General features: G+C 42.3%; 25 protein-coding genes. 21 read left to right on the forward strand and 4 right to left on the reverse strand.

Going from position 1 to position 26461, the window contains the following annotated elements; genetic code table 11:
- Nucleotides 1-21: 21 nt before the first annotated feature.
- Complete coding sequence (locus tag LZG71_RS21855; protein ID WP_233823978.1) at nt 22-258, reverse strand: acyl carrier protein; 237 nt, start codon at nt 256-258, stop codon at nt 22-24.
- 230 nt (nt 259-488) lie between these two features.
- On the opposite strand from LZG71_RS21855, the gene kdsA reads away from it, so the two are divergent.
- The 4 genes from kdsA (at nt 489) to LZG71_RS21875 (ending at nt 3135) form a co-directional block, all read left to right on the forward strand.
- Nucleotides 489-1301 (forward strand): 3-deoxy-8-phosphooctulonate synthase, encoded by an 813-nt coding sequence (gene kdsA, locus LZG71_RS21860; protein WP_233823979.1) that lies wholly within the window; start codon nt 489-491, stop codon nt 1299-1301.
- A 170-nt stretch (nt 1302-1471) separates the two neighbouring features.
- Nucleotides 1472-2029 carry a phosphatase PAP2 family protein gene (locus LZG71_RS21865; RefSeq protein WP_233823980.1) on the forward strand — a complete coding sequence of 186 codons (558 nt, stop codon included), beginning with the start codon at nt 1472-1474 and terminating at the stop codon, nt 2027-2029.
- Nucleotides 2030-2121: 92 nt separating this feature from the next.
- Nucleotides 2122-2580, forward strand: coding sequence for a GyrI-like domain-containing protein (locus LZG71_RS21870; protein ID WP_233823981.1), 459 nt, complete (start codon nt 2122-2124; stop codon nt 2578-2580).
- Nucleotides 2581-2604: 24 nt separating this feature from the next.
- On the forward strand, nt 2605-3135 hold the full coding sequence (locus tag LZG71_RS21875) for a DNA-3-methyladenine glycosylase I (RefSeq protein ID WP_233823982.1): 531 nt from the start codon (nt 2605-2607) through the stop codon (nt 3133-3135).
- Between the two features lie 27 nt (nt 3136-3162).
- Here the strand turns inward: LZG71_RS21875 and LZG71_RS21880 are convergent, their stop codons facing one another.
- Together LZG71_RS21880 and LZG71_RS21885 are read right to left on the reverse strand one after the other, a co-directional pair.
- On the reverse strand, nt 3163-4806 hold the full coding sequence (locus LZG71_RS21880) for a glycerophosphodiester phosphodiesterase family protein (protein ID WP_233823983.1): 1644 nt from the start codon (nt 4804-4806) through the stop codon (nt 3163-3165).
- A gap of 298 nt (nt 4807-5104) precedes the next feature.
- Complete coding sequence (locus tag LZG71_RS21885; RefSeq protein WP_233823984.1) at nt 5105-6022, reverse strand: PfkB family carbohydrate kinase; 918 nt, start codon at nt 6020-6022, stop codon at nt 5105-5107.
- A gap of 242 nt (nt 6023-6264) precedes the next feature.
- On the opposite strand from LZG71_RS21885, the gene LZG71_RS21890 reads away from it, so the two are divergent.
- From LZG71_RS21890 to LZG71_RS21915, 6 genes are all read left to right on the forward strand, one after another.
- Nucleotides 6265-6651, forward strand: coding sequence for a DUF5618 family protein (locus tag LZG71_RS21890; protein ID WP_233823985.1), 387 nt, complete (start codon nt 6265-6267; stop codon nt 6649-6651).
- 78 nt (nt 6652-6729) lie between these two features.
- Complete coding sequence (cysS, locus tag LZG71_RS21895; RefSeq protein ID WP_233823986.1) at nt 6730-8232, forward strand: cysteine--tRNA ligase; 1503 nt, start codon at nt 6730-6732, stop codon at nt 8230-8232.
- Nucleotides 8233-8234: 2 nt separating this feature from the next.
- Nucleotides 8235-8753, forward strand: a complete 519-nt coding sequence (locus tag LZG71_RS21900; protein WP_233823987.1) for a DUF192 domain-containing protein — start codon at nt 8235-8237, stop codon at nt 8751-8753.
- Nucleotides 8737-9762: a M28 family peptidase gene (locus LZG71_RS21905; protein WP_233823988.1), complete on the forward strand. Its 1026-nt coding sequence runs from the start codon at nt 8737-8739 to the stop codon at nt 9760-9762. The genes LZG71_RS21900 and LZG71_RS21905 overlap by 17 nt, the downstream gene beginning before the upstream one ends.
- A gap of 91 nt (nt 9763-9853) precedes the next feature.
- Nucleotides 9854-10255, forward strand: a complete 402-nt coding sequence (locus LZG71_RS21910) for a hypothetical protein (RefSeq protein ID WP_233823989.1) — start codon at nt 9854-9856, stop codon at nt 10253-10255.
- Nucleotides 10256-10338: 83 nt separating this feature from the next.
- Nucleotides 10339-10734, forward strand: a complete 396-nt coding sequence (locus tag LZG71_RS21915) for a hypothetical protein (protein ID WP_233823990.1) — start codon at nt 10339-10341, stop codon at nt 10732-10734.
- A gap of 2 nt (nt 10735-10736) precedes the next feature.
- On the opposite strand, the gene pbpC is transcribed toward LZG71_RS21915, so the two are convergent.
- Nucleotides 10737-13070 carry a penicillin-binding protein 1C gene (gene pbpC / locus LZG71_RS21920; protein WP_255713146.1) on the reverse strand — a complete coding sequence of 778 codons (2334 nt, stop codon included), beginning with the start codon at nt 13068-13070 and terminating at the stop codon, nt 10737-10739.
- A gap of 193 nt (nt 13071-13263) precedes the next feature.
- Between pbpC and glpK the strand changes: the two genes are divergently transcribed.
- From glpK to LZG71_RS21975, 11 genes are all read left to right on the forward strand, one after another.
- Nucleotides 13264-14763: a glycerol kinase GlpK gene (gene glpK, locus LZG71_RS21925; protein WP_233823991.1), complete on the forward strand. Its 1500-nt coding sequence runs from the start codon at nt 13264-13266 to the stop codon at nt 14761-14763.
- A 209-nt stretch (nt 14764-14972) separates the two neighbouring features.
- On the forward strand, nt 14973-15782 hold the full coding sequence (locus tag LZG71_RS21930) for a 3'-5' exonuclease (RefSeq protein ID WP_233823993.1): 810 nt from the start codon (nt 14973-14975) through the stop codon (nt 15780-15782).
- A gap of 104 nt (nt 15783-15886) precedes the next feature.
- Nucleotides 15887-16225: an NADH-quinone oxidoreductase subunit NuoK gene (gene nuoK / locus LZG71_RS21935; RefSeq protein WP_409013651.1), complete on the forward strand. Its 339-nt coding sequence runs from the start codon at nt 15887-15889 to the stop codon at nt 16223-16225.
- A gap of 63 nt (nt 16226-16288) precedes the next feature.
- Complete coding sequence (gene nuoL, locus LZG71_RS21940) at nt 16289-18205, forward strand: NADH-quinone oxidoreductase subunit L (protein WP_233823995.1); 1917 nt, start codon at nt 16289-16291, stop codon at nt 18203-18205.
- A 45-nt stretch (nt 18206-18250) separates the two neighbouring features.
- Nucleotides 18251-19696, forward strand: a complete 1446-nt coding sequence (locus tag LZG71_RS21945) for a NuoM family protein (protein ID WP_233823997.1) — start codon at nt 18251-18253, stop codon at nt 19694-19696.
- 85 nt (nt 19697-19781) lie between these two features.
- Nucleotides 19782-21179: an NADH-quinone oxidoreductase subunit N gene (locus LZG71_RS21950; RefSeq protein ID WP_233823999.1), complete on the forward strand. Its 1398-nt coding sequence runs from the start codon at nt 19782-19784 to the stop codon at nt 21177-21179.
- Nucleotides 21180-21341: 162 nt separating this feature from the next.
- The gene (locus tag LZG71_RS21955; RefSeq protein WP_233824001.1) at nt 21342-22385 is read left to right on the forward strand and encodes a polysaccharide biosynthesis protein; all 1044 of its coding nucleotides are present in this window, start codon (nt 21342-21344) and stop codon (nt 22383-22385) included.
- Between the two features lie 489 nt (nt 22386-22874).
- Nucleotides 22875-23648 (forward strand): alpha/beta fold hydrolase, encoded by a 774-nt coding sequence (locus tag LZG71_RS21960; protein WP_233824003.1) that lies wholly within the window; start codon nt 22875-22877, stop codon nt 23646-23648.
- Between the two features lie 108 nt (nt 23649-23756).
- Nucleotides 23757-24428 (forward strand): CBS domain-containing protein, encoded by a 672-nt coding sequence (locus LZG71_RS21965; RefSeq protein ID WP_233824005.1) that lies wholly within the window; start codon nt 23757-23759, stop codon nt 24426-24428.
- 89 nt (nt 24429-24517) lie between these two features.
- On the forward strand, nt 24518-25387 hold the full coding sequence (locus tag LZG71_RS21970) for an NAD kinase (RefSeq protein WP_233824007.1): 870 nt from the start codon (nt 24518-24520) through the stop codon (nt 25385-25387).
- Between the two features lie 27 nt (nt 25388-25414).
- Nucleotides 25415-26425 carry a dipeptide epimerase gene (locus LZG71_RS21975; protein ID WP_233824009.1) on the forward strand — a complete coding sequence of 337 codons (1011 nt, stop codon included), beginning with the start codon at nt 25415-25417 and terminating at the stop codon, nt 26423-26425.
- Nucleotides 26426-26461 lie beyond the last annotated feature (36 nt).

The following is a 26461-nucleotide window of genomic DNA, read 5'->3' on the forward strand; positions in this document are numbered from 1 at the left end:
ATACTGTAAAAGAAAAATGAATTACTTCACGTTTTCTTCAAGGTATGCAACAGCCTGACCAACTGTACCAATGTTTTCTGCTTGATCGTCCGGGATAGAAAGGTTAAATTCTTTCTCGAATTCCATGATCAATTCAACGGTATCTAGAGAGTCTGCTCCCAAGTCGTTCTGGAAGTTTGCATCTTGCGTAACCTCCGACTCTTCTACGCCGAGTTTTTCGACGATAATTTGCTTAACTCTTTCTGCAATTGCTGACATTTTATAAACACTTTTTGGTTAAAATCGCAACAAAGAAAGATATTCTAGTTCACTTTGTCAAAATTTTTTTAACCCTTTAAATTTATTGCCCTGTTTGAAGGGAAATTTAAAAAAACAGGAAATCAGCTGATTATGTCTATACGTTCCAATAAATCTATTAATTACATAGAGAACATTATGGATAACTGTACATTCGCAAAACTTTTGACAACGTCTGATTCTAAAAATATATGATCTCGATACCCAAATTAAAAAATACAGATTCTCCACAATTCTTCCTGATGGCCGGCCCTTGCGCTATTGAAGGAAGAGATATGGCGCTCCGAATCGCTGAACACATCGTAGGCTTAACAGACAAGCTAAAAATACCTTACATCTTCAAAGGTTCATACAGAAAGGCCAACCGCACCAAAATTGATTCCTTCACAGGAATTGGTGACGAAAAAGCGCTTAAAATTTTGCAGGAGATCAGTGAAACATTCGGAGTGCCGACCGTAACAGATATTCATGAGTCTCACGAAGCTGCTTTTGCTGCGGAATACGTTGATGTTTTACAAATCCCGGCCTTCTTGTGCCGCCAAACGGAATTGCTCGCTGCTGCTGCCCGTACAGGTAAAGCTGTGAATGTTAAAAAGGGTCAATTTCTTTCTGGTGCGTCGATGAAATTCGCAGCCGAAAAAATAAATGAGGTTAACCCTGATTGCCAGGTTTTACTCACCGACAGGGGCAACAGTTTCGGATACGGAGACCTGATCGTCGATTACCGCAACCTGCCCGAAATGCAGGCATTTGGTGTACCTGTGATTATGGACTGTACACATTCATTGCAGCAGCCTAACCAAAGCTCAGGCGTTACCGGTGGAAAACCAAAATTGATCGAAACCATTGCCAAAGCCGCTATTGCCGTAGGTGCCGACGGACTTTTTATTGAAACCCACTTCAATCCGGCAGAAGCGAAATCGGATGGCGCAAATATGTTGCCGCTTGATCAGCTGGAAGGATTACTGGAAAGACTCGTACGTGTTAGAGAAGCTATTTTATGAGCAACGGTTTAAAAAAAATATATGATTGTCTAAAATACAGAAACGCTGCCAGAATTAGGTCTGGCAGCGTTTCCTGTCTTTTACTATTTTTCTTTTTAACCCAAAATTTCGTCGCGTCACCCACCTTTGCTCAATCCACTGACTCAACCAAATTGTGGGTTATCAAACCAATGGATGTCATTCCACCTGTTTCGCTGGCTTTGGCGGGATTGGTTACGCAGGGTAAAATAAGTCGCCATTTACAAAGCAATGTCGTAAAGAACCATCCAGACTTCCACACCAATATTGATGATTACCTGCCTTACGCACCTGGCGTTGTAAGTCTGGGGCTTGCTGCTTCGGGCGTAAAAGGAAAACACAAACTTGGAGATCAGGTGATTCTGGCGCTTTTATCGAATGTAATCGCTCAGGGTGTGACACAAAGTTTGAAACGTATTGTAGCTTATCCCCGTCCAAACGGAGAAGACAATCATTCATTTCCCTCCGGGCATACAACCACTGCCTTTACCAACGCAACGCTTTTACACGAAGAATATGGACAAACAAGCGTTCTGTATAGCATTGGAGGCTATTCTACTGCAACGGCTGTGGGCACCATGCGCATTTTAAATAACAAACACTGGCTTGCAGATGTATTGATGGGCGCAGGTATCGGAATTGGAGCAACCAAGGCTCTTTACATCAGCTATCCGTGGATGCAACGCACGGTCCGCCGCATGAAACACTAAGCATTTTAAAGTTTCACCTACCAGAAACACTGCTGACATACTGCTGTCACTCGCCTTCTTTTAATTTGTCGTGATCATTAATCTTTTCATTTATGCAAATCAGGACAATCCAGACCATCAACGTATTTTGTTACGAAACCCAAACAAGCCTTCGTGACATACCGCAATATGTGCGTGTAATCGCTCAGCGCCTTTATATAGACGCCATAAAAAATAATCTGGAAATTACAGGACCTGTTTACTGGATATACAAAGGCGCCGACGGCCAGCCTGACACAAAGTTTGAACTCACAATTGCGCTACCAGTTTTTCAGAATACGGCAACAATAACAAATTCTGAATTTAAACTTAAAACACTGGATACTTTCCGTTGCGTTTCGCGTACACATTCAGGAGATTGGGCAAAACTGGGTGAAACTTACGGTAGCATATTCTCCGAAATACTGGTGAAAGAACCCGCTTTGAGTGGTGAAAACAGGGAAATTTATCTCAATATGGATTTTGCCAATTCCGAAGGAAATATCACCGAGGTACAGATCGGCCTCGTTTAAAACCAACATCTGCATTTATCAGCCATGTCATATTGCAATTACGTAAATCACAATAGCTCGGAAAACCCCGACTTTCTCCTCAACAAACATTATCACGATCATCAGTATGGTTTTCCCATTGAAGATGACGACGAACTCCTTGGGCGTTTCATTCTTGAAATAAACCAGGCCGGACTTAGCTGGACCTTGATGCTAAGAAAACAAGCCAGTTTCCGACTGGCTTACGATAACTTTTCAATTGAGAAAATTGCTGCTTATGACGAAGCAGACCGTGAAAGGCTGATGCAGGACGCTGGCGTGATTCGCAACAAACTGAAAATAAACGCGGCAATTGTGAATGCACAAAAGATATTGGAGCTGAGAAAGGAATTCGGAACGTTTAAGGGCTGGCTGGATGCACACCGGCCTTTAGACAAATCCGAATGGACCAGGCTTTTTAAAAAGACTTTCAAATTCACGGGTGGTGAAATCGTAAATGAATTTCTGATGAGCACCGGCTATCTACCAGGTGCTCACAGCGAAGACTGTCCGATTTATCATCAAATCAATCAGTAGCAAGCGTTAAAAATATTGTCAATTGACTCATTTGGCAGGATATGTTTTTTCAAGCCAAACTAGCAACTTGCTCATTACATCCACCATTGAAGCTGCGCTCACACCATGTTTGTCGTTAGGATACAATTCATATTGAGCAGGAATGTCGAGCGAAATCAATTTTTTATAAAGGTTTTCGGCCTGGCTCACATGCACCAGCGGATCTTCCCCTCCGTGAAAAAGAATGGTTGGCACGCCGGTTTCTTTTGTGAGATGGTAGGACGGACTAGCGTCTTTGGCGATTTGTGCCTGCGGATCTTTTTCGCCCAAAAACCGGATGACCGTGTTGTCAGCATCGCTGCCATCTGCCCGCACCATCTTGTCGGTCAGGTCTGTTGGCCCCCACAAATCAATTACTGCTTTCACTTTCTTTTCAGGATCGTGCCCATAAGCATATAACATGGCCAGGTGAGCTCCTGCGCTCCCACCCATCAGAGCGAATTGACTTCCGTTGTATTGATGCTTTTTTGATTTATCCGCCAAAAACTGCAATGCCTTTTTAACATCCTGGATCTGCGCCGGAAAAAGATCTTTACCATCTTTCACCAAACGATAGTTTATTGACACAACTGCATAACCTCGGTTCTCAACCAACTCATCAATAAGGACTTTCGGAAATTCACTTTTATCTCCCCTGCTCCAAGAACCGCCGTGCATATATACAATCAGCTTAGTCGAATCCGTGTGATTTCGTGGAACAAATGCATCCAGCAAATTTTCATTTCCTGGCGCATCTCCGTATTTCACGTCTTTCAGTTCAATATAAGAAGGCTTCTTTTTTACTACTTCCGCACTGGCAGAAACCGGCATCCCATCCCGCCATCCATTCTTTTTAAGATACTTTACCAGCTCAGCAGGTTTGTCCGTTTGGAGTCCCTGTACTCCTTTTTGTAATGCTTCATTCCATGAATCAGGCCCTTCTGAGGCACTTTGTACATCAAGCCATACAGCCACTCCGTTTTCTCTGGCGACACGCACCATTTCCGGATCAGCAATATTATCAAGCACTTCGATTTTAACCTGCCCGAGGAACATGCCCAGTTGTTCCTTATTTTTTACCTCGCCGAATAGGCTGGTCATGAGTGGAACCTCCGGTGCAATACTCCTCCATTGCTTGTACTGCGGGATTTTATTGATGTATACTACAACCTGTCTTTCCATGCCGGCTTCACGAATCTGTCGAAAGGTCTCGGCAACGTCAGCTTCTTTAAAATCCAGGTATATGTTAATCTTCCCTTTGCAGACTTTCAGCACTTCAGAAAACTCCGGAATTTTGTGCGGTTTCTTGCTTCCATTCAGCACTTTAAGCGCTTTTAACTCAACCAGCGACATATCGGCCACTTTTCCTTTTCCATTGGTAGTCCTGTCTACAGTTGCGTCATGCACCACCACCAAATGTCCATCTTTACTACTTCGCAGATCTACCTCTACATAATCCGCACCAGCTTTTATGGCTTCCTTAAAAGAGGCGATTGTGTTTTCGGGAACATCCACATGATTACCTCTGTGGGCAATCACCACAAGTTTGTTTTTGGATTCGGGTAAAGCAATCTGCGACTGTCCCACCGCATGGACGGCAAGGCACATTAACAGGCAGAACAGTCTGTATGTTTTATGAAAGAAATTAGTCATTTCTAATTTGGATTTTGTGGGCAAATCAGAAAGTATACTGTGCTAAAAAGAAGAAAGGCTATCAGGAGAAAAACACCCGATAGCCTTTAATTATTAATTTTAGGTTTTGCATAAAAGAGCCAAACCATTTCATATTGTCAGATGAACACAAGACGTTCCTATGGAACGACGTCTGACTGTGTTTGTAATTATTTCTACCAACCAGACGTCCCTAATGGGTCGTTTTACTGAAACGTCCCATTAAAACCTCAACAACGTAAAATTTTAGCAGACCTCTCAGCATTCAAAAACATCTCAACTATTGAATCTCGAAACTAGACAAATTAACAAATTGCTGAACACGTTCGTTGATTTCTTCCTGAGTAAGATTAACCAATCGCTCTGTTCCAAATTTTTCAACACAGAAAGAAGCCATTGCAGAACCGTAAATAATCGCACGTTTCATATTGTCAAAAGAAATATCTCCCGTGCTAGCCAGATAACCGATAAAACCACCAGCAAATGTATCTCCAGCCCCTGTTGGATCGAAAACTTCTTCAAGCGGAAGAGCAGGAGCATAAAAAATGCGATCGCCCTGGAACAACAATGCACCGTGTTCGCCTTTTTTGATGATCAGTGTTTTAGGTCCCATTGCCATTATTTTAACAGCCGCCTTACGCAATGAATATTCTCCTGAAAGCTGACGCGCCTCTTCGTCGTTGATCGTCACAACATCCACCATGCTGATCACTTCTTTCAGATCTTCCAGAGCAATGTTCATCCACAGGTTCATCGTATCCAGCATGATCAGCTTAGGACGATTTGTCATACGCTCAATTACCAGTTTCTGCGTAGCCGGAACTGTGTTTCCCAACATCAGAAACTGAGTAGACTGGTATGAGTCAGGAATGATCGGATCGAAATGTTCCATCACGTTCAGCTGCGTTTCCAGCGTATCACGTGTGTTCATATCCTCATGATATTTCCCCGACCAGAAAAAAGTTTTGCCATCAGGAATGATCTCCAAACCTTCTGTATTCACACCGTGTTCTTCAAGAAGACTGATCATGCTTTGCGGGAAATCGCCGCCTACAACCGCTACCAGATTATTTTCTTTTGTGAAATATGAAGCAGATAATGTGATGTACGTTGCCGCGCCTCCTATGATTTTATCTGTTTTTCCGAATGGGGTTTCAAGAGCATCAAATGCGACAGATCCAACTGTTAGTAAACTCATAAAGTAGTATTGTATTGATTTTAAGTATGTTTCAAAAGTTTATTCTAATCAAAAAACGCTGCGAAGATAAAGAAAACACCTGAATTGCGTATCCGCCCGATTTGTATTATGCTAAACAGTTGGCAATCAATCATGGGTATTTGCTATTTTTGCAGGAAGCCTGGTATTTAAGAGAAAGATCCTGTTAATGATTTACGAGTAAATCGCATATACTTCATCAAACTTTAACTTTGTGCCTAATTATGGAAGCCATTTCAGAAGCAAGACGACACATTGACAACGCCAAAGGTTTTCTGAGCAACAATGCTAAGAAACAGGATGGTTTGTATCAGGATAAAAAATATGTGAAAATTGCCGGACACACGGCGTATACAGGCATTTTACTTGCACTTGATGAGTTGTTAGGAGAGAAAAAGCAAAAGACAAGAAAAAGTGCTGAATGGTATCAGAAAGAACTATCAGTTATTGATAAAAAAATCACCTCTGATTTTGCAACTGCATATGAAGTGCTCCATTTATCTATGAGTTATGATGGAACAAGAAGCGCTAAAATTGCGAAACTAGGAATGGAAACAGCCGAAAAAATAATAAGCTGGGTAGAAAACAGACTAACACCTCATACGAAATGAAAAAACAAAGTTGTTGTTCGGGCATTTGAATAATAAATAAGTACCCGAAATCAGATATTCAAAGAAAGTAACAATTACATGGCCGAAAGAACTTACCAGCCGCTCCGGATTTTTAATACGCTTACCCGCAATAAAGATTTATTTGAACCCATTGCTCCGCCATACGTGGGCATGTATGTATGTGGACCAACGGTTTACAACAATGTCCACTTGGGTAACATCCGCACCTTTTTGTCATTTGATATTCTGTTCCGCTACCTTACTCACATTGGCTACAAAGTGCGCTATGTGCGGAACATCACCGATGTGGGCCACCTTGTAGGTGATGGCGAAGTGGGTGAAGATAAAATTGGGAAAATGGCCAAGCTGCAAAAACTTGAGCCTATGGAAATTGTACAGCGTTACACCAACGATTTTCATGACGTTTCTGCCATTTTTAATCTGTTGCCTCCAAGTATAGAACCTACTGCAACGGGTCATTTGATTGAACAGATCGAAGCTGTGCAAACACTTATTGACAAAGGAATGGCTTATGAATCAAACGGTTCCGTGTATTTCGACATCAATAAATATCAGGCAAGCGGCAACGATTACGGAAAACTTTCCGGGCGTGTTATCGAAGATTTGCTTAACGAAACCCGCGAACTGGACGGGCAGGCAGAGAAGCTGAACCCTCTTGATTTTGCACTCTGGAAAAAAGCAAGCCCTGAGCACATTATGCAGTGGGATTCTCCATGGGGAATGGGTTTCCCTGGCTGGCATTTGGAATGTACCTGCATGAGTGCAAAATATTTGGGCAAACAGTTTGATATTCACGGCGGTGGAATGGACTTAAAATTCCCTCACCACGAATGTGAAATTGCTCAGGGGAAAGCGCTTACCAATGTGGAGCCGGTCAGATACTGGATGCATACCAATATGCTTACAGTGAACGGACAGAAAATGTCTAAATCACTCAACAACTCTTTTTTACCTGCGGAGCTATTTTCAGGAAATCACGATTTGCTGGAACAGGCATACAGCCCGATGACAGTTCGTTTCTTTATGCTGCAAAGCCAGTACAGAAGCACGCTGGATTTTTCCAACGATGCGCTGAAAGCGGCACAAAAAGGTTATAAAAAATTAGCCAATGCAATCCGGATCATTAAACGAATGACTTTTGCTGTTGAGCAGGATGCGGAATTGGATACGAAGAAGATCACTGATATTGAGAAATCAATCGCTGGTTTCTACGGTGCCATGAATGACGATTTGAATACGGCAGTTGCATTTGCAAATTTGTTTAACATGGTAAAATACGTGAACATGCTTAACCTCGGTCAGTTGAATCCGGCTGCTTTGGGTGAAGACGTTTTCAATGAACTGAAAAACAAATTCATCACTTTCTTTGAAGATGTATTGGGGCTGAAAGAAGAGCTGACGGAAGGAAGTGCGGTTTTAGACGGAATGCTGAATCTTTACCGCGAATATAAAATGACACGTAATTACGAAAAAGTAGACGAGATACGTTCTTATTTCAAAAAGCAGGGGCTCGCCATTCATGATACCAAAGTCAGGATAGACTGGGCTTACGAAGAGTAATTATGAGAAACCGTCAGTCCATTTTTGCATATATTTTATTGGCTGTTTTCCTGCTGGGCGGCGCTGCATTTCTGCTTGCTCCGTGGTTAGCAAAAAAGTCTGCTCCCGAACCATCATCGAATGCTATTGAAACGCCTGCCGCTGAGCCTATCACCAAGGAAGGCGAGGTTGTGTTTTTCCGGGATGGTAAAAAGATCCGGAAAATTGATGTGGAGATCGCAGAAAATGACGCAGAACGCAATAAAGGACTCATGTACAGACCTTACATCCCGGACTCTACCGGGATGCTTTTTATTTTTCCGGAACCAAGAGAACTCGGTTTTTGGATGAAAAACACGCAGATCCCGCTCGACATCATGTATGTAGACGCGAACAAGAAAATCATTTCTATTCAAAAACACACGAAACCTTTTTCCGAAGAAAGCCTTCCATCCAACGGCGTAGCCCAGTATGTGGTGGAAGTAAATGCCGGATTCAGCGATCGTAATGATATTAAAACAGGTGATGTTATTTCATTCTAAATTGTTGTTTTTCAATAAATTACCTCTGCTGTTGATCGCTGTACTGATTGTGTACGGTTGCAAAACCAAAACACAGTCTGAGCAAACGGCGGAGCAATCCATCAAACTTGTTTCCAGTCCTGCATTCAATGCCGATTCTGCTTATCAATTCGTTCAAAAACAGGTTGACTTTGGTCCGCGTGTTCCTAATAGCGCGGCGCACCGTCAATGTGGTGACTATCTGGTTACAACTCTGAAAAAATATGGTTTGCAGGTAACAGAGCAGAATTTCATTGCTACTACCTACGACAACAAGAAACTGAACGCCCGCAATATTATCGGAAGCTTTAATCCAAAAGCGTCCAAACGTATTCTACTGGCCTCACACTGGGATTCGCGTCCATTCGCCGATCAGGATTCTCTGAACAAAACAAAACCTGTCCCTGCTGCCAACGACGGAGCAAGTGGCGTAGGCGTCTTACTGGAAATTGCACGCACACTGGCAACGGCATCCAACAAACCTGATATTGGGGTCGATATTATCTTTTTTGATGCCGAAGACTGGGGAAATTCCGACGTAGCCAAAGATAAATTCAGTGGCTATTGTCTTGGTTCACAACATTGGGCAGCCAACAAACACATTCCCGGTTACACAGCTTATTTTGGAGTTTTGCTTGATATGGTTGGGGCAAAAGGTGCTACATTCCTGAAAGAAGGCTATTCGGTACAACTGGCCGAAGGAGTAGTCAAAACCGTTTGGGATCTGGCTAATCAGCTTGGATACAGCAGCTTTTTCATTGATCAACGTGGATCTTCCATCACCGACGATCACCTGCCTGTGAATGAAGTGGCCAAAATTCCAATGATCGACATCATTCATACCCAACAAGATAACATCGCCAAGACGTTTTTCGAAGACTGGCATACCACGAATGATACAATGGAAAATATTGATCCAAAAACGTTAAAAGCTGTCGGGCAAACTTTGGTGCAGGTATTATTTCAGGAAGCCCAGCCGGAGGTGATGTAATGTTGCAACTGCTTTGGAATTAATTTCCCCACTATTCCAACCATTTGAGAGGTATCAGTATCTTGTTTAGAGACAATTAAAAACAGATATTATGAAAATCTATGTCTCACTTTTCCTCGTCTGCATTTCCTTCTCTTTTATTACCTGCAAGGATAAAGATATCCATCCATTAAATATTGAAGGAAAATGGGAGCTAGAATCTTCATTCGGTGGCTGGTCTGGGTTAAAAAAATATCCTCCCGGTAATGGATCAATTATAATTTTTAGAAAAAATAACTACGAAAATTATTCGCAAGGAAAACTTGTAAAGAACGGCACATACCAAATCACTCGTGCGACCAGTGCTATGACAAAGACTGTTGGTAATCAAATTATTTTTGACGGTAACCTTGATACGATACACTCCTTTATAGAAATGAACGACGGAAAATTAACATTTGCGTTCGATGCTTATGATGCTGGCTCCACAACCTACGGGCGAATTTCTAAGTAGTGATTGGAGATCATATGAAAATCCATACATCCGAATTTCGTCCCTTTATAATCGCCATGTAATATTAAACTTACCCCCTCCCTATGAAAAAATTCATTATTTTCCTATTGGTTTCGATCCCGATTATTCTAAGTTCCTGCACCGGTAATGATCCGAAACCCTCTAATCTTAACATTCAGGGAAAATGGCAGTTGGAATCTTTCCGTGGAGCATGGACTGGTGACGAATATTCACCTGGTACCGGCCCTGTACTTATTTTTCAGAAGAAAACTTACCAGGAATTAAATGGTGATACACTTCTTCGAAGTGGCTCTTACAAAATTGTAAGGGCTCATCATAGCGTACTTAATGAGGAAGGTGATAGGCTTGATTTAGAACAGGGAAACGGGTTTACTTTCGTTAGCATTCATAACGATAAGTTAATTTTGTCCATTGATGCCTACGATGCCCCGTCGTACTTGTATAGAAAAATAGAATAAAATCACATCCTCTTTACCACAATCCAAATATCCGAATTTCGTCCCTTGTCATCGCTACAAGATATCTTTACTTTTCCCAAAGGTGGGTTAATAAATACGGCTTCATTGGGATTGGATTTTTGGAATAACTTGTCATTTACATACCAAAAAACCTCCTCTACATCGTTTGCCGCCTGGCAAGCCAACTGAATCTGCTGCGGTTCGTCTTTTCTGATATAGTATTCGCTTCCTTCGTTAGGACTCACAATAAGCGGTGCGCCATCGTGAAATACACGCTCACATTTCGGATTGTGCGGAGGCAATTTCTGATAGGGAATTTTTTGTTGTTCGTAATAAGCAATCAGCTCCGGCGCCAGATTTGGATATGTTCGTTTTTCAAAACCATTTTCCGGTAAACAATAAGTACAGTAAGACATTTTTGCCTGAGGATCTGTGAAAACGTACCGTTTGTGACGGCATTTCCGGTAGGCCGATACACCAGCGATATACTTGCCAATAATCTGATGCTCGCAAAATTCCTCCGGGATATCGCCGCTGGCCGCGCAAACTTTTCTCAGCTGAACATTCGCTGGTGCGGTATACCAGCCTTTGGGGGAGTTGTAATCCAATGCGTTGAAAATGGAGAATAACAAAGGCGTTGCCGTATTTGCTCCGCTTAGCTCCGGTACTCCTTCTCCAGAAAAATTGCCAACCCACACGCCCACTGTATACCTTTTGTTATAACCAATACTCCATGCATCCCGCTTGCCATACGAAGTCCCCGTTTTCCATGCAATACGAGGCAAATGGTACGTGTTGTCAAAATTGCTGGGCAAATCCGGACGGGAGATCTGGGTCAGAATGTCGGTTATCAGGAAAGAAGCTTCTCCTGAAACAATGTTAGTTGACTTACCTGCTGTCGATTTCTCAACTACATAATTCAGAGATTGAAATTTACCTTCATTGGCAAAAGAGGCAAAAAGGCGGGTAACTTCTTCCAACGTCACCCCGCACCCTCCCAAGATCATTGAAAGCCCAAGGTCTTTTTCCTGCTTTCTGATCGTTTGAAACCCCGCCTTTTTCAATTGATTCACAAAAACCGTCGTTCCTAAATCTTTCAAAATGCGCACGGCCGGAATATTAAGTGAATTGGCCAAAGCAAATTCCGTCGTAACCGGACCATTGAAATGCAGATCAAAATTTTCAGGCTCATAACCGGCGAAGTTGCCCGGCACATCATTCACAACGGTTTTGGGAATAATCAATCCTTTATCGAAAGCTGTTGCATATAATAGCGGTTTCAAAGTACTACCCGGTGAGCGCACAGCCCGAATGCCATCCACTTGCCCGCCATCAAAAGGATTGTTGAAATCGCCTGAACCAACATAAGCTTCCACAGCCATAGTCTCGTTATCCACAACCAACACAGCCGCATTGTGGATATTCTGTCCTTGAAGCCTGTTCAGATAATTTTTAACCTGTTCTTCAATCTGTCTTTGCAGTTGAAGTTTCAAATTGGTTTCAATAATCGGCTGGTTCGGAAAATCATTTTGCAGCCGCAGAGAAAGATGCGGAGCCAATTTGGGAGAACTTCGCCTTTTTATATCCAAAGGCTCCGCGAGTGCATCATTGATAACATTTTCTTCAAAAAGCTTCTCTTTTCCGAACCTTCTCAGCCATTCATTTCTTGCAGTCAGTAATGCTTCATTCTTCGTACCAGGCCGCAAACTGGACGGACGGTTGGGAACAATGGTGAGAGCGGTGATCTCGGCCAGACTTAGCAGTTGGGGAGGTTTACCAAAATACAGAATAGAGGCCGCTTTAATACCTTCAATATTACCGCCATACGGAACCAGATTGAAATACAGCTGTACAATTTCCTCCTTTGAATAATGCAGCTCCAATTGAAAAGCCCGAAACGCCTCCAACACTTTATTATAATAAGTCCGCCTCCGTGGTTGAAGCAACCGCACCACCTGCATGGTGATGGTGGAAGCCCCGGAAGTTCTGCGTCCGGTGAAGATATTACGCGACGCAGCTCTTGCTATTGCAAACGGATTGATCCCCGGGTGATAGTAAAAATATTGATCCTCCTTGTATATCAACGTTTTGCGCAGAAGCGGCGTAATTTCACTGTTATTGGTATATAATCGCCATTTGTCATCCTTACTCAAAAACGCATGAAGCACCATACCATCCTTTGCAGTAATTTGGGTGGAGTATTGGACATTGGGTTTAAAAGGGAATATGACATCTAAAAGCAGGAAAATCAATAAAGTACAGCCGATGAAGAGGGCTGTTTTTTTGAGGGAAGTTCTATTGATGTAGCTTTTGATAATCAATTTGGTTTTTAACAAGTAGGCAAACTTATTATTAAGATGCTAAACGAAATTTAACCAGAAAGAATCAAATGTAAGAATTCATTATTGTACACGCGCACATCAAACCGTTCAGTCTACCCCGCATGCAGACCGGAGCAAATTTGTCCGTCACAATTATATTTTATTATTTACTTACTTTATTCCAAAATAAGCCAACCATAATACCATTATGTCAAAATATATTGCTGCCATTGACCAGGGAACGACCAGCACGCGCTGTATACTATTCAATCATCAGGGAAATATTGTTTCTGTCGGACAAAAGGAACATGAACAGATTTACCCACAACCTGGCTGGGTGGAACACAATCCGGAGGAAATTTGGAAAAATACCTTGGAGGTAATTGCCATTGCGCGAATCAACGTATCGGCAACATCGGCGGATATTGCTGCTATTGGTATAACCAACCAACGCGAAACAACGGTGGTATGGAATAAAAGAACCGGCCGTCCGTATTACAATGCACTCGTTTGGCAAGATACCCGTACAACTGATCTGGTAGCACGTTACGAAAAAGAAGGTGGACTCAATCAGTTCAGGGATAAAACCGGATTGCCGGTATCCACCTATTTCAGTGGACTGAAACTCCAATGGCTGCTCGAAAATGTAGATGGACTTCGTGCAGATGCAGAAAAGGGAGAAGCCATTTTCGGAAACATTGACACATTTCTGATCTGGAATCTCACAGGTGGAGCACATGGTGGCATTCATGTAACAGACGTCACGAATGCAAGCCGTACCCAGCTCATGAACCTGCATACTTTACAATGGGATCAGGACATGCTTACCGCATATAATATTCCTGCAAAAATGCTTCCTGCCATCAAAAGCAGCAGTGAAGTATACGGAACTGTGACCAACGAAGTTCTTCCCGGAGTGCCTGTTGCCGGAGATTTGGGCGATCAGCACGCGGCATTGGTAGGTCAAACCTGCTTTGAACCCGGCATGGCTAAAAACACATATGGTACAGGTTGTTTTCTTGTCATGAATACCGGTAGTGAAATAAAGATGTCGGATCATGGCTTGCTCACCACCATCGCCTACCGGTTCGGAAATGAGCCCGTGCAGTATGCACTTGAAGGAAGCGTAGCTGTAACGGGAGCGCTCGTACAATGGGTCCGTGACAACCTGGGGTTGATCAGAAAGAGCTCTGATATTGAAAAACTTGCACGGACTGTTGAAGACAACGGTGGAGCTTATTTTGTACCAGCGTTTTCCGGGCTATATGCTCCGTATTGGCGCAATGACGCGCGTGGCGTTATAGCCGGATTGACCCGATATGTAAACAAAGGGCATATTGCAAGAGCAGTACTGGAAGCCACGGCCTACCAGACATTGGATGTAGTGAATGCCATGGAACAGGATTCCGGGATCAAGCTGTCGTCACTCCGGGTCGACGGAGGTATGGTACTCAATCAGTTACTAATGCAATTTCAGGCTGATATACTCAATACGCAGGTCGTTTGTCCGGCTGTTGCAGAAACAACCGCCCTTGGCGCTGCATATGCCGCCGGATTGGCAGTGGGCTACTGGAAAAATACAGATGAACTCAAACAAAACTGGGCGGTTGCGCACACATGGGATCCGAATATGGACGATTCGAAAAGGGAAGAATTATATAAAGGCTGGCAAAAGGCCGTCACAAAATCCTATGCATGGATGGACTAAATGAGCCTTCTTTCTAAAATTCGGACACATTAACCCATTGTAACAGCTTTGGGTTAATGCCTTTAAAAGCACATCCAAGTACTTGTTTGCCTTTTCGAATTTAGAATGAATATAAAAAAGAAAGCTTAAAATTGAAACTCACCTCATATTTTGGGCTATAAACATGTAAAGCGTAACTTCGCCACATTAAATTTAACCCGGAGTACCATATGCATACCCTTCATCTGAAAAAGCCGCTTGCTTTTTTTGATCTTGAAACCACTGGAGTAAACATTGCCCGCGATCGTATTGTGGAGTTATCAGTGGTAAAGGCCTTGCCTAATGGTGAAACAGAAGTACGTACACGTCGGGTTAATCCTGAAATGCCCATACCACTGGAAAGCAGTCTCATTCACGGCATATATGACGAGGATGTAAAGGACTGCCCTACTTTTAAAAGTCTTGCCAAAAATCTTGCTGTTTTTCTTGAGGGCTGTGATCTGGCCGGATTTAATAGTAACCGTTTCGATATCCCCATGCTGGTTGAAGAGTTTTTAAGAGTGGGTGTGGAATTCGATGTTAAGAACAGAAAGTGTGTTGATACACAACGTATTTTCCACATGATGGAACCCCGGAATCTTGCCGCTGCTTACAAATTTTATTGTGGAAAGACACTTATAGGTGCTCACGGTGCTGAAGCCGACACATTGGCTACATTTGAAGTTTTGCAGGGACAAATAGCTAAATATGATGGTGTAACCATGCAGGATGCTAAGGGAAATGACTATGTACCGGTAAAAAATGATATTAATGCATTGCATGAACTGACAGCATCCAGGATCATTGATTTCGCAGGAAGAATGGTTTTCAATGAGAAGGGCGAGGAAGTTTTTAATTTTGGAAAGCATAACGGAAAAAGGGTGGCTGACATTCTTAAAAATGAACCGTCGTTCTATGATTGGATGATGAAGGCCGAATTCCCGCTTGATACAAAAAGAAGGCTTACAGAAATAAAGTTACGAGCGCTGACGCAACGGTAACGGAAGTATAAATTACAATTGGCAGGAAGAAGTATTTATACCTATTTTTGCCAAAAATCGATGGTTCTTTTGACAAAAGATATAAATCTATGATCCCAAATCCAATGTTGCCGGATGTTAATGTACCAGACGTTATTCAGAATATCCCGCTACTCCACTACTTAGTACTCAGCACATTACTTTTTGTAATTGGCATTATCGGAGTACTTACCCGTAGAAATGCAATCGTGATATTTATGTCAGTAGAGCTTATGCTGAACGCAGCTAACTTACTGCTGATCGCTTTTTCTTCTTACAGGTCAGATCCGGCAGGGCAGGTATTTGTATTCTTCATTATGGCAGTAGCGGCGGCTGAGGTTGCGGTTGGGTTGGCCATCATCGTAATGATTTACCGGAACACCAGAAATACAGATGTCGGATTCCTGAATAAGCTTAAATGGTGAACCAGTTCCCTCGGAACAAAAACTCATCAACTGTCACGAATAACAATTGTTTAAAATAAAGACATGTCTCCATCATTACTAGTCCTTATTCCGTTATTACCTCTCATCGGGTTCCTGGTGAACGGACTCGGATTTACCCGTATACCCAAAAGTTTGGTTGGGATCATTGGTACACTTGCCGTGTTGGGAAGTTTTGTTTTATCATTGCTTACTTTCAACGCTTTTCTTGCAAGCGGAAGTCAGCCACTTATCGTTCCGCTTTTTGACTGGATTACCGTAGGAAGCCTCAACATTCCATTTTCTTTTCAGGTTGATCAGCTTTCGCTGCTGATGCTCCTCATCATAACCGGTGTAGGTTCGCTGATCCATATTTATTCAATCGGCTACATGCACCACGACCCGGGATTTGGTAAGTTTTTTGCTTATCTCAACCTGTTCCTTTTCTTCATGTTGCTACTGGTATTGGGTTCTAATTATGTGGTCATGTTTATCGGTTGGGAAGGCGTAGGACTTTGTTCTTATCTGCTTATCGGATTCTGGAATAAAAATACGAACTACAACAATGCCGCCCGCAAAGCATTCATTATGAACCGTGTGGGTGACCTTGGCTTTTTGTTAGGGATTTTTACAATCATTACCACATTTGGCTCAGTTGAGTATCTGGAAGTATTCAGCAAAGCCTCAGAGTTTTCAATTGGTGACCCGGTAATTATTGCCATTACAGCATTTCTGTTTATCGGAGCAATGGGAAAATCAGCACAGATACCTTTGTATACCTGGCTTCCTGACGCGATGGCTGGTCCAACTCCTGTATCGGCACTGATCCACGCTGCAACCATGGTAACAGCTGGTATTTACATGGTGATCCGCTCCAATGTCCTCTATTCCCTTGCACCATCCACACTGGAAATCGTAGGCATAATAGGAGCCGCTACGGCATTGTTTGCTGCGTCGATTGGCCTTCTGCAAAATGATATTAAAAAGGTACTGGCTTATTCTACTGTAAGTCAGCTTGGCTATATGTTTATGGGTCTGGGCGCAATGGCCTATTCGGCATCGATGTTCCATGTCATTACCCACGCGTTTTTCAAGGCATTATTGTTCCTTGGTGCAGGTAGCGTTATTCACGCCATGTCCGACGAACAAGATATCCGCTCGATGGGTGGTTTAAGAAAAAAACTTCCGGTTACCTTCATAACCTTTTTCATTGCAACCTGGGCTATTTCCGGTTTGCCGCCATTCTCGGGTTTCTTCTCCAAAGATGAAATTCTTGCGCATGTATTTGAACACAATAAATTGCTTTGGGTAATTGGTGTATTTGGTTCGGTAATGACCTCATTTTATATGTTCCGTTTGCTATTCCTTACGTTTTTCGGAACATTCAGAGGCACACATGAGCAGGAACATCACCTGCACGAATCTCCGGCTTCAATGACCATACCGCTGATTATCCTTGCAGTTCTTTCCGCAGTGGGTGGCGCAATTGGTGTTCCCGAAGCATTACATGGCTCGCATCATCTGGCTGAATTCATGAGCCCGCTGTACGATGCGGCACGTCAGGTGAATCCGGCAGCGTTCCTTCCAACCACTTTGTCTCATTCCGAAGAATACCTGTTAATGGGTATTTCCGTAGCTGCTGCTGCAATTTCTGCCATAGTTGCTTATGTGATGTACGTTCAGAAAGCATCGGTACCAGCTCCTGATTCTGAGGAAAAATCGGCATTACAAAATTTGATATACAACAAATATTATGTTGATGAATTGTATGACAATGTTTTTGTGAAGCCTACAAAAACACTTTCCAACGCATTTTACAGTTTCGGAGAATTTTTCGTCGATCTGTTTGTCAATGGAGCTGCCCGTTTAATTCGTTTTCTCGCTTCGCTGCTTCGTAAAACGCAAACAGGATCAACCGGCGATTACGTATTTGCGATGGTTTTGGGCATTGTCGTGATCTTGTTCTGGAAGCTGTTACTTTGATATTTATACCGTTCACCATCTGTTGCTGACCGTTGACTTGAAAATATGCTTACTCTTCTTTTAATACTAATACCTATTGCGGCCGCTGTTCTTACATTGGCTACCGGTGCACGCCTTGCCAAACAGGTTGCGTTGATCGGAGGCCTTGCAGAATTGGGGCTTGCAGTTTTTGTGTGGTCTCAGTTTGACCCATCTGCCGGATCCCAGTTTGCATTCAAATACCACTGGCTTCAGTCCGCAGGAATATCTTTTGCCGGAGGAATCGACGGTATAAGCATGGTTCTGGTATTGCTAACCGCTTTTTTGACGCCGTTCATTATCCTTTCCGCATTCGGACATGACTACAAAAACAGTGCTACATTTTATTCCCTGATTCTTTTCATGGAAGCAGCACTGATCGGCGTATTTACTGCAACAGATGCTTTCCTTTTCTATCTGTTCTTTGAAGCAGCACTTATTCCGGTATACTTCCTTGCAGCAGTTTGGGGTGGAGAAAACAGAGCAAAAGTTACTTTCAAGTTTTTTATATACACCATGTTCGGAAGTTTGTTCATGCTTGTGGCATTGGTATATCTGTATTATCAAACACCCGGAACGCACACTTCGGAACTTACAGCATTTTACAATCTTCAATTAAGCGCACATTCACAGGGATTCATTTTCTGGGCATTCTTTATTGCCTTTGCAATTAAAATGCCATTGTTTCCTTTCCATACCTGGCAACCGGATACATATACCGAATCTCCAACACAGGCGACTATGTTACTCTCAGGAATTATGTTGAAAATGGGGGTTTACGGATTGATTCGTTTATTACTACCGATCGTTCCGCTGGGTGTTGAAACCTGGGGGATACTGGCAGTCATTCTGTCTGTGATCGGGATCATTTATGGTTCGATCATTGCGATTCAACAGCGTGATATGAAAAGACTGGTTGCATATTCTTCTTTTGCACACGTTGGATTAATGTCCGCGGGAGTCTTCTCTGTATCTGCTAATGGTCTTCAAGGTGCCATGGTTCAAATGCTTGCACACGGAATCAACGTTGTTGGAATGTTCTATATCGTTGATCTCATTCAGGCACGTACCAAAACGCGTTACCTTGACCAACTTGGTGGCATTTCACAATCTTCGCCTCAGTTCAGCGTCTATTTCATGATATTGTTATTGGGTAGCGTGGCTCTGCCACTTACCAATGGTTTCCCAGGTGAATTTTTGCTGCTTTCGGGCGTTTTCAACTATAACGCATGGCTGGGAGCAATAGCCGGATTGACGATCATTTTGGGGTCCGTTTACATGCTTCGCCTGTACCAAAAATCAATGTTTGGACAAAAATCCAACTGGGTTGAAGGCTTTAAGGACTTAACTCTGAGTGAAAGTTTGATACTTATACCACTGGTTGTGATGGTTTTCTGGATCGGAATTTTTCCAAATACTTTCCTTAAAATTTCAGAGCCTGCGGTAAACCAGATTTTACAGATCATAAATTAATCCTGCTTTGCGGATTAAAATTAATAATAGCTAAGGTCGATAGTTCAATAGCTAAAACACAGTGACAAACGATAATAAGTAATATATGTATCCCATTGTATTGTTGTCAGTTTTTGGAATCGCATCACTCTTTTTAGGGTTCTCGAAATCTAAGAACATCCTTTTGCCATCCGTACTTTTGTTCCTGGCACTCGCGCTGGCAGGAAACTTTATCGACTGGAATCAGGGCCAATTGCTTTATTTCTATGACATGCTACGGGTCAATAACCTAACTATGGCATTCAACGGGATCGTTTTGGTTTCTGCCTTTATGATTGTCGCAATATCTGGTGGTTTTCAGGACAATGCGGATTCGGAACCTGCGGAATATTATGGACTAATGCTCTTTTCTCTGGTGGGTGCTATCATGATGATTGGTTTTGAACACCTGATCATGCTTTTTATCGGGGTAGAAATACTCTCAGTTGCGATGTATGTACTTACAGGAAGCAACAAACGAAACCTGAGATCCAATGAAGCTGCATTGAAGTACTTTCTGATGGGTGCATTTGCGACAGGTTTTATGCTTTTTGGAATGGCTCTTCTTTATGGAGCCACAGGTTCTTTTAGTCTTACTCAGATACAATCATTCGTATTGACATCGCATGTAGCATCGCCTTCCTACATCCTTTATGCGGGGCTATTGCTTCTGCTGATAGGAATGTTGTTTAAAGTATCTGCCGCACCCTTCCACTTCTGGACTCCGGATGTATATGAAGGTGCGCCAACGATCTTCACCGCATTTATGTCAACTGTGGTAAAAACAGCTGGTTTTGCAGCTATATATCGTCTGTTAGATCATTCGTTCACCAGTATTTACAGCTATTGGTGGATCGTAGTTGCCGCAATAACAGTACTTACGCTCATGGTAGGGAATATTGGAGCAACCAGCCAGAACAGCTTTAAAAGAATGCTTGCCTATTCGGGTATATCCCATGCAGGGTATCTGCTTATTGCAGTTACGGCGCTTTCAAAGCCATCACAAAATGCAATTGTGTTTTACTCTCTTGCTTATTCACTTGCAACGATTTGTGCATTTGCAGTATTGATGCTGGTTTCCAAAGAGAACACTTTGGAAGGGCAACCCGATGAACGCTATGACGCCTTCAATGGTCTTGCTAAAAATAACCCGTTTCTGGCATTTGTGCTTACAGTTTCCATGTTATCGCTCGCGGGAATTCCATTAACTGCCGGTTTCTGGGGTAAATTTATGGTTTTCACAAGCGCCGCTGACAGAGGTATTATCTGGATTACGGTGATTGCCGTACTGATGTCAACAGTTGGTATTTACTACTATTTCCGTGTCATTATCGCTTCTTATTTAAGAGATGGAAATGTTGTTAAGATAAGGGTAGCGCCATTTTTCCAGGTTATTCTTGTTTTAGCTACTTTTCTCACTCTGCTTTTTGGCATTGCTCCCGGGCTCCTGGAAGGACTTATCTAACGGTTAAAAAAAATTTCGTTTTTTGTAAGAGAGGGTTGTACACGCGTACAGCCCTCTTTTTTGTGACCAATTCCCATTCTTGCGTATACATACCAGCCTGAACATGAGGTTGGTTATAAACCGACCTTGTTTCACATTTTTACACACATCCCTCCTGTAATCATGGAACAACTACTTTTACGCGAAAAGATTACTCTTGATTCAGCAAACATTGAGAAGTATATTCTTAAAAAGAAAGCACTGATTACAGGCGCAGCAGGATCAATAGGCAGTGAATTGCTTAAACAACTTATTGCCTTTGATACTGCTCAATTACTTGCAATTGATCAAAATGAAGCAGGGATTCACACCCTGCAATCAACCTACCGAAGCCATCCCAATGTAACTCCCCTACTCGCTGATGTTACCGACTCAGAAGAAATGGAGAGAATATTCCAGGACTTTCGCCCACAGATAATATTTCACGCAGCTGCCTACAAACATGTCACCCTACTGGAAGCCCAACCACACACCGCAGTTAAAAACAATACAATTGCCACTAAAATATTGGCCGATCTAGCCGTTGAAAATGGGATCGAAAAATTCATTTTCATCTCAACTGACAAAGCTGTGAACCCTATAAGTATTATGGGGATGTCGAAACGTATTTCAGAACTTTACCTGCTATCGCTAAGCGAAAAACAAATTGCAACACAGTTTGTCATAACACGTTTTGGAAATGTGCTGGGATCATCTGGTTCTGTTGTCCCTATATTCAATAGACACATTGAATTAAATGAGCCCGTTCCGGTAACTCATCCGGCGGCAACCCGCTATTTCATGACCGCATGCGAAGCTGCACAACTTGTTTTAGAATCCGTCTCAGTAGGTCGCGGTGGTGATATCATGATTTTTGACATGGGACAACCATTGTTAATTCTGGATCTTGCATACCGGCTGGGTAAGCTACATCATTCTAAAACAGGAAAGGTGATCGAAATTCGTTTTATTGGCTTACAGCCAGGTGAAAAGATGCACGAAGAACTATCTCATTCGTATGAAAAAGAGGTCCGGAATCATGCAGGTAAAATGAAAGTGTTACGCACAGATCATGGGCATTTGCCAAAAATTTATAAGGAGATAGGTTTGTTACACGATAAACTTGCTACGATTGTGAAACCTGATCAGCTCAATGAAATTCTCAGGAATATCTTCGGTATACATTAAACAGGTCCGGTGTAACCTATTTTTGCAATAAAACTGACCCGGAAATAATTCTTACTTCATCGTGCGCAAAGGATTCTAATAGAATTCTAATACTTAAATGCTGTTATATCTTGCCCAAATTCTGGTAATTAGCATGGTACAATTGGCTTTTGTAAATTAGCTGTTCCTAGATTCTAATTTAACGGAATAAGGTAAAATTATGATTTGGTCCGATAGATAAAGTCTCGGGTAAAATTATCAAAAACCTAAGGTTGGAAATGAAGGAACATAATTGCACCTTTCTATGTTAATCGTCCAATTAATGATCATAAAATATAATATTTACAAGAAAATAAACACACTTAAATTGGCCTTCAAAGTTTTTCAATCAAAAAAAATAACTAGTTTTGTGTAATGGCGAAATGTGCAGTAGTTTCTTTGATGCGTTATAATTGAGCCCGGCCACATTTACTTTACGCTCCATAGTATTATAAATTCAATACCACAAGAATGAAATATTCAGTGCATTCCGAAGGCAAGTTTCAATTCATCGATGAAGGAAAGGGCGAAACGTTATTGCTTTTGCATGGTCTTTTCGGTGCTTTAAGTAACTGGGATGGGATAATTGATTATTTCTCCAATCGTTACCGGGTCATAATTCCTTTACTTCCAATATATGAATTGCCCCCACGAGAGGCAGGTTTAGAGGCATTGCTTTCTTTTCTTGAAGAGTTTGTAGCCTTTAAAAATCTGAATAACGTTACTGTAATCGGAAATTCCCTAGGAGGGCACATCGGATTATTGTACACTTTAAAAAATCAGGATAATGTTCATAAGCTGGTACTAACCGGTAGCTCCGGTCTTTTTGAAAATTCGATGGGAGGCTCGTTTCCAAAACGCGGGAGTTACGACTACATCCGCGAACGCGTAGCTTACACATTCTACGATCCGGCAGTTGCTACGAAGGATCTTGTAGACGAAGTTTTTGAAACCACTTCCAGCATTCCAAAGTGTATGAGTATTGTAGGAATCGCGAAATCGGCTCAACGTCATAACCTCGCCAAAGACCTGCATGAAATAAAAGTTCCAACCCTTTTGGTATGGGGACTGAACGACACGATCACTCCACCTCATGTAGGTTACGAGTTTAACAGACTGATAGCAGATTCTGAGTTATATTTCATTGATCAATGTTGCCATGCACCCATGATGGAACATCCTCATGAATTTAACATTATATTAGAAAGCTTTTTAGAAAAACATGTTTCTGTTTCCGCAGCATAACATTTTAAAGAGCCTTCGGGGCTCTTTTTTCTTTTTTAAGCTTTTATTTTTTTGACATTTGACACATACTTAGTTTTTTTATACATTAGACAAATTAGAATTTCAAATATGCTGGCAGCTACGCTTATAAATCCGATGATCCCTGTGCTGAAACTTACCGATCAGGTAAGCACGGCATTGGATTGGATGGATGAATTCCGTACGAGTCAACTTATTGTAACCGACGCCGGTATATACAAAGGCATTGTCTCACAGGACATTTTGTTTGATATTCCGGACAGTTCTGATTCCCTTGCCCGGGTCATTATCCAACATGAAGATATATTTGCCTCAGAAGATCAACATCCTTATGAACTTCTCAGACTTGTTAATCAATTCGGATTGCTGATCATTCCAGTTGTACACGATGGAAAGATACTTTCCGGAAGCATTCTGGTAAATGATCTTGTAGAGCAGTTTGTAAACGAACTCGGGGTGCAGGAAAAAGGAGCCGTACTGGTTCTTAAAATTGCTGAAAGAGATTACTCGCTTGCTGAAATAAGCAGACTTATTGAGTCAAACGGAACAAAAGTTTTAAGTAGTTATTATTCTTCATCCGAAGCTGCTCATCCACTGCAGGAATCAAGATTAACACTTAAACTAAACCGAACACATATTACCCCCATCATTGCCACGCTTGAACGCTTTGGCTACGACATTGTCGAAGCTCATGCCAACGATCCCATTGAAAGCGTAGATCAGGAGCGCCTGGATATGCTGCTGCGCTACCTTGCCACCTAATAGTCCTGCACTAAATACCGCTTCATATTTGAATCGGTGCATTTGTCGTGTATCTTTCGGAAGAAACAAGATGACTTACTTTTTCTTTCATGAAAATAGCAATTCACGGACGTAATTTTAATGAGTCCGCACGTCCGTTTATTGAGAGTATGTTCAATGAACTGGCAAGAAGAGAGGTTGATGTGCAACTATCGCAGGCATTCCGCACCTTTCTCGATCAGCAAGGCATACAGCATCAGACCACACTGGTATACGAAAAACCCGAAGAGCTTTACGATGCAAGACTGGTTGTGAGCATGGGCGGAGATGGCACCTTACTCGAAACAATATCACACGTTGGAGCCAGGGAAATCCCGGCAATTGGAGTCAATGTAGGCCGGTTGGGTTTTCTGGCAACGGTTTCTCCCGAAAGAATTTCTGACATGATTACGGCGCTCGACAATGGGCAATTCCGTATTGATGAACGTACGCTTGTAGCATTGGATGCTGACCTCTTTGATGGCCTTAATTTTGGTTTAAATGATTTTACAATCACCAAAACAGATACCTCATCCATGATTACAGTCCATACGTATCTCAACGATGAATTTCTGAATTCTTATTGGGCCGATGGACTTATCATCTCAACACCTACGGGTTCCACCGGTTATTCACTTAGTTGTGGAGGCCCTGTGTTGGTGCCGCATTCTCAAAACTTTATAGTCACGCCAATAAGTCCGCATAATCTGAATGTACGCCCGCTCGTACTTGAAGATACCGCTGTACTGAGACTTGAAGTGAAGAGCAGAAGTAATAACTTTTTGATCTCATTGGACGCACGCTCACGCGTAGTCGACGAGAATACACTGCTCACCATTAGAAAAGCCCATTTCAGAGCCCGTCTGATTAAGATGCTCGACGATAGTTTCCTGAATACTTTGCGCAGCAAATTGTCATGGGGATTGGACATGCGGAATTGACGCCATTTTTATAATTACTGACACGATATGCAAATTATTCTTCATCGCTTTGACCTTCAGCTAAAACACACTTTCACCATTGCCCACGATTCCCGTGATGTACAGCCTACGCTGATTGTGGAATTAAGTGATGGTAACCTCAGCGGTTTCGGAGAGGCAACATCCAATCCTTACTACGGCATCACGATCGAAAATATGAGTGCTGCACTGGAAGGTGTCCGCTCGGTTGTTGAACACAATGAGTTTGAGTCGGCTGAAGACTTATGGGCGCAAACACATCGTTTGCTAAAAGAAAATCCTTTTGCTCAATGTGCCTTAGACGAAGCCGCACATGATCTCTTTTCTAAGAAAAAAAATCTTAAGCTGTACGAGAATTGGGGGCTGTCCACAGACCATAATCCGCTGACTAATTTTACAATTGGCATAGATTCTGTGGAAAAAATGGTTGCCAAGATGAAAGAACTTCCATGGCCCATTTACAAGATAAAACTCGGAACCAACGAAGACCTTCGTATTGTAGCCGAACTGAGAAAGAACACAGATTCAATATTCAGGGTTGATGCCAATTGTGCCTGGACAGCCGAACAAACCATTCGTTTTGCTCCTGAATTAAAAGCCTTGGGCGTAGAGTTTATTGAGCAACCGTTGGCTGCCGGAGATCTAGAAGGCATGAAAAAAGTATATGCAGAGAGTGTATTGCCAGTACTTGCAGATGAGAGCTGTATTGTGGAAAAAGATGTTGCCAATTGCAAAGGATTATTCCACGGAGTGAACATAAAACTGACAAAATGTGGCGGACTCACTCCTGCACTTCGCATGATAAAAGAAGCTAAACAACTGGGAATGAAAACGATGGTCGGTTGCATGACCGAAAGCAGTGTTGGAATTTCTGCCATAGCCCATTTACTTCCCCTGCTTGACTACGTAGACATGGATGGATCGTTGCTAATTAAAAATGATCCGGCGGAAGGTGTAAGCTTTGATTACGGAAAAGTGATTTACGCTGATACCTACGGAACAGGCGCCAAGCTCCTATAGCTGGTAATTCTCCTTTTTTAGCTGCATACGTATTGG

Source organism: Dyadobacter sp. CY312, from assembly GCF_021390535.1.
GTDB lineage: Bacteria > Bacteroidota > Bacteroidia > Cytophagales > Spirosomataceae > Dyadobacter.

What these genes read in the sequence shown, in the direction of transcription:
- LZG71_RS21905 (WP_233823988.1), top strand. Translation starts at nt 8,737, where the DNA reads ATGTTATTTCATTCTAAATTGTTGTTTTTCAATAAATTACCTCTGCTG.
- LZG71_RS21890 (WP_233823985.1), top strand. Translation starts at nt 6,265, where the DNA reads ATGGAAGCCATTTCAGAAGCAAGACGACACATTGACAACGCCAAAGGT.
- LZG71_RS21865 (WP_233823980.1), top strand. Translation starts at nt 1,472, where the DNA reads ATGGATGTCATTCCACCTGTTTCGCTGGCTTTGGCGGGATTGGTTACG.
- nuoL (WP_233823995.1), top strand. Translation starts at nt 16,289, where the DNA reads ATGTCTCCATCATTACTAGTCCTTATTCCGTTATTACCTCTCATCGGG.
- LZG71_RS21875 (WP_233823982.1), top strand. Translation starts at nt 2,605, where the DNA reads ATGTCATATTGCAATTACGTAAATCACAATAGCTCGGAAAACCCCGAC.
- LZG71_RS21950 (WP_233823999.1), top strand. Translation starts at nt 19,782, where the DNA reads ATGTATCCCATTGTATTGTTGTCAGTTTTTGGAATCGCATCACTCTTT.
- LZG71_RS21965 (WP_233824005.1), top strand. Translation starts at nt 23,757, where the DNA reads ATGCTGGCAGCTACGCTTATAAATCCGATGATCCCTGTGCTGAAACTT.
- LZG71_RS21975 (WP_233824009.1), top strand. Translation starts at nt 25,415, where the DNA reads ATGCAAATTATTCTTCATCGCTTTGACCTTCAGCTAAAACACACTTTC.
- cysS (WP_233823986.1), top strand. Translation starts at nt 6,730, where the DNA reads ATGGCCGAAAGAACTTACCAGCCGCTCCGGATTTTTAATACGCTTACC.
- LZG71_RS21970 (WP_233824007.1), top strand. Translation starts at nt 24,518, where the DNA reads ATGAAAATAGCAATTCACGGACGTAATTTTAATGAGTCCGCACGTCCG.
- LZG71_RS21915 (WP_233823990.1), top strand. Translation starts at nt 10,339, where the DNA reads ATGAAAAAATTCATTATTTTCCTATTGGTTTCGATCCCGATTATTCTA.
- nuoK (WP_409013651.1), top strand. Translation starts at nt 15,887, where the DNA reads ATGTTGCCGGATGTTAATGTACCAGACGTTATTCAGAATATCCCGCTA.
- kdsA (WP_233823979.1), top strand. Translation starts at nt 489, where the DNA reads ATGATCTCGATACCCAAATTAAAAAATACAGATTCTCCACAATTCTTC.
- LZG71_RS21945 (WP_233823997.1), top strand. Translation starts at nt 18,251, where the DNA reads ATGCTTACTCTTCTTTTAATACTAATACCTATTGCGGCCGCTGTTCTT.
- LZG71_RS21885 (WP_233823984.1), bottom strand. Translation starts at nt 6,022, where the DNA reads ATGAGTTTACTAACAGTTGGATCTGTCGCATTTGATGCTCTTGAAACC.
- LZG71_RS21870 (WP_233823981.1), top strand. Translation starts at nt 2,122, where the DNA reads ATGCAAATCAGGACAATCCAGACCATCAACGTATTTTGTTACGAAACC.
- LZG71_RS21880 (WP_233823983.1), bottom strand. Translation starts at nt 4,806, where the DNA reads ATGACTAATTTCTTTCATAAAACATACAGACTGTTCTGCCTGTTAATG.
- LZG71_RS21955 (WP_233824001.1), top strand. Translation starts at nt 21,342, where the DNA reads ATGGAACAACTACTTTTACGCGAAAAGATTACTCTTGATTCAGCAAAC.
- LZG71_RS21910 (WP_233823989.1), top strand. Translation starts at nt 9,854, where the DNA reads ATGAAAATCTATGTCTCACTTTTCCTCGTCTGCATTTCCTTCTCTTTT.
- LZG71_RS21930 (WP_233823993.1), top strand. Translation starts at nt 14,973, where the DNA reads ATGCATACCCTTCATCTGAAAAAGCCGCTTGCTTTTTTTGATCTTGAA.
- LZG71_RS21960 (WP_233824003.1), top strand. Translation starts at nt 22,875, where the DNA reads ATGAAATATTCAGTGCATTCCGAAGGCAAGTTTCAATTCATCGATGAA.
- LZG71_RS21855 (WP_233823978.1), bottom strand. Translation starts at nt 258, where the DNA reads ATGTCAGCAATTGCAGAAAGAGTTAAGCAAATTATCGTCGAAAAACTC.
- LZG71_RS21900 (WP_233823987.1), top strand. Translation starts at nt 8,235, where the DNA reads ATGAGAAACCGTCAGTCCATTTTTGCATATATTTTATTGGCTGTTTTC.
- glpK (WP_233823991.1), top strand. Translation starts at nt 13,264, where the DNA reads ATGTCAAAATATATTGCTGCCATTGACCAGGGAACGACCAGCACGCGC.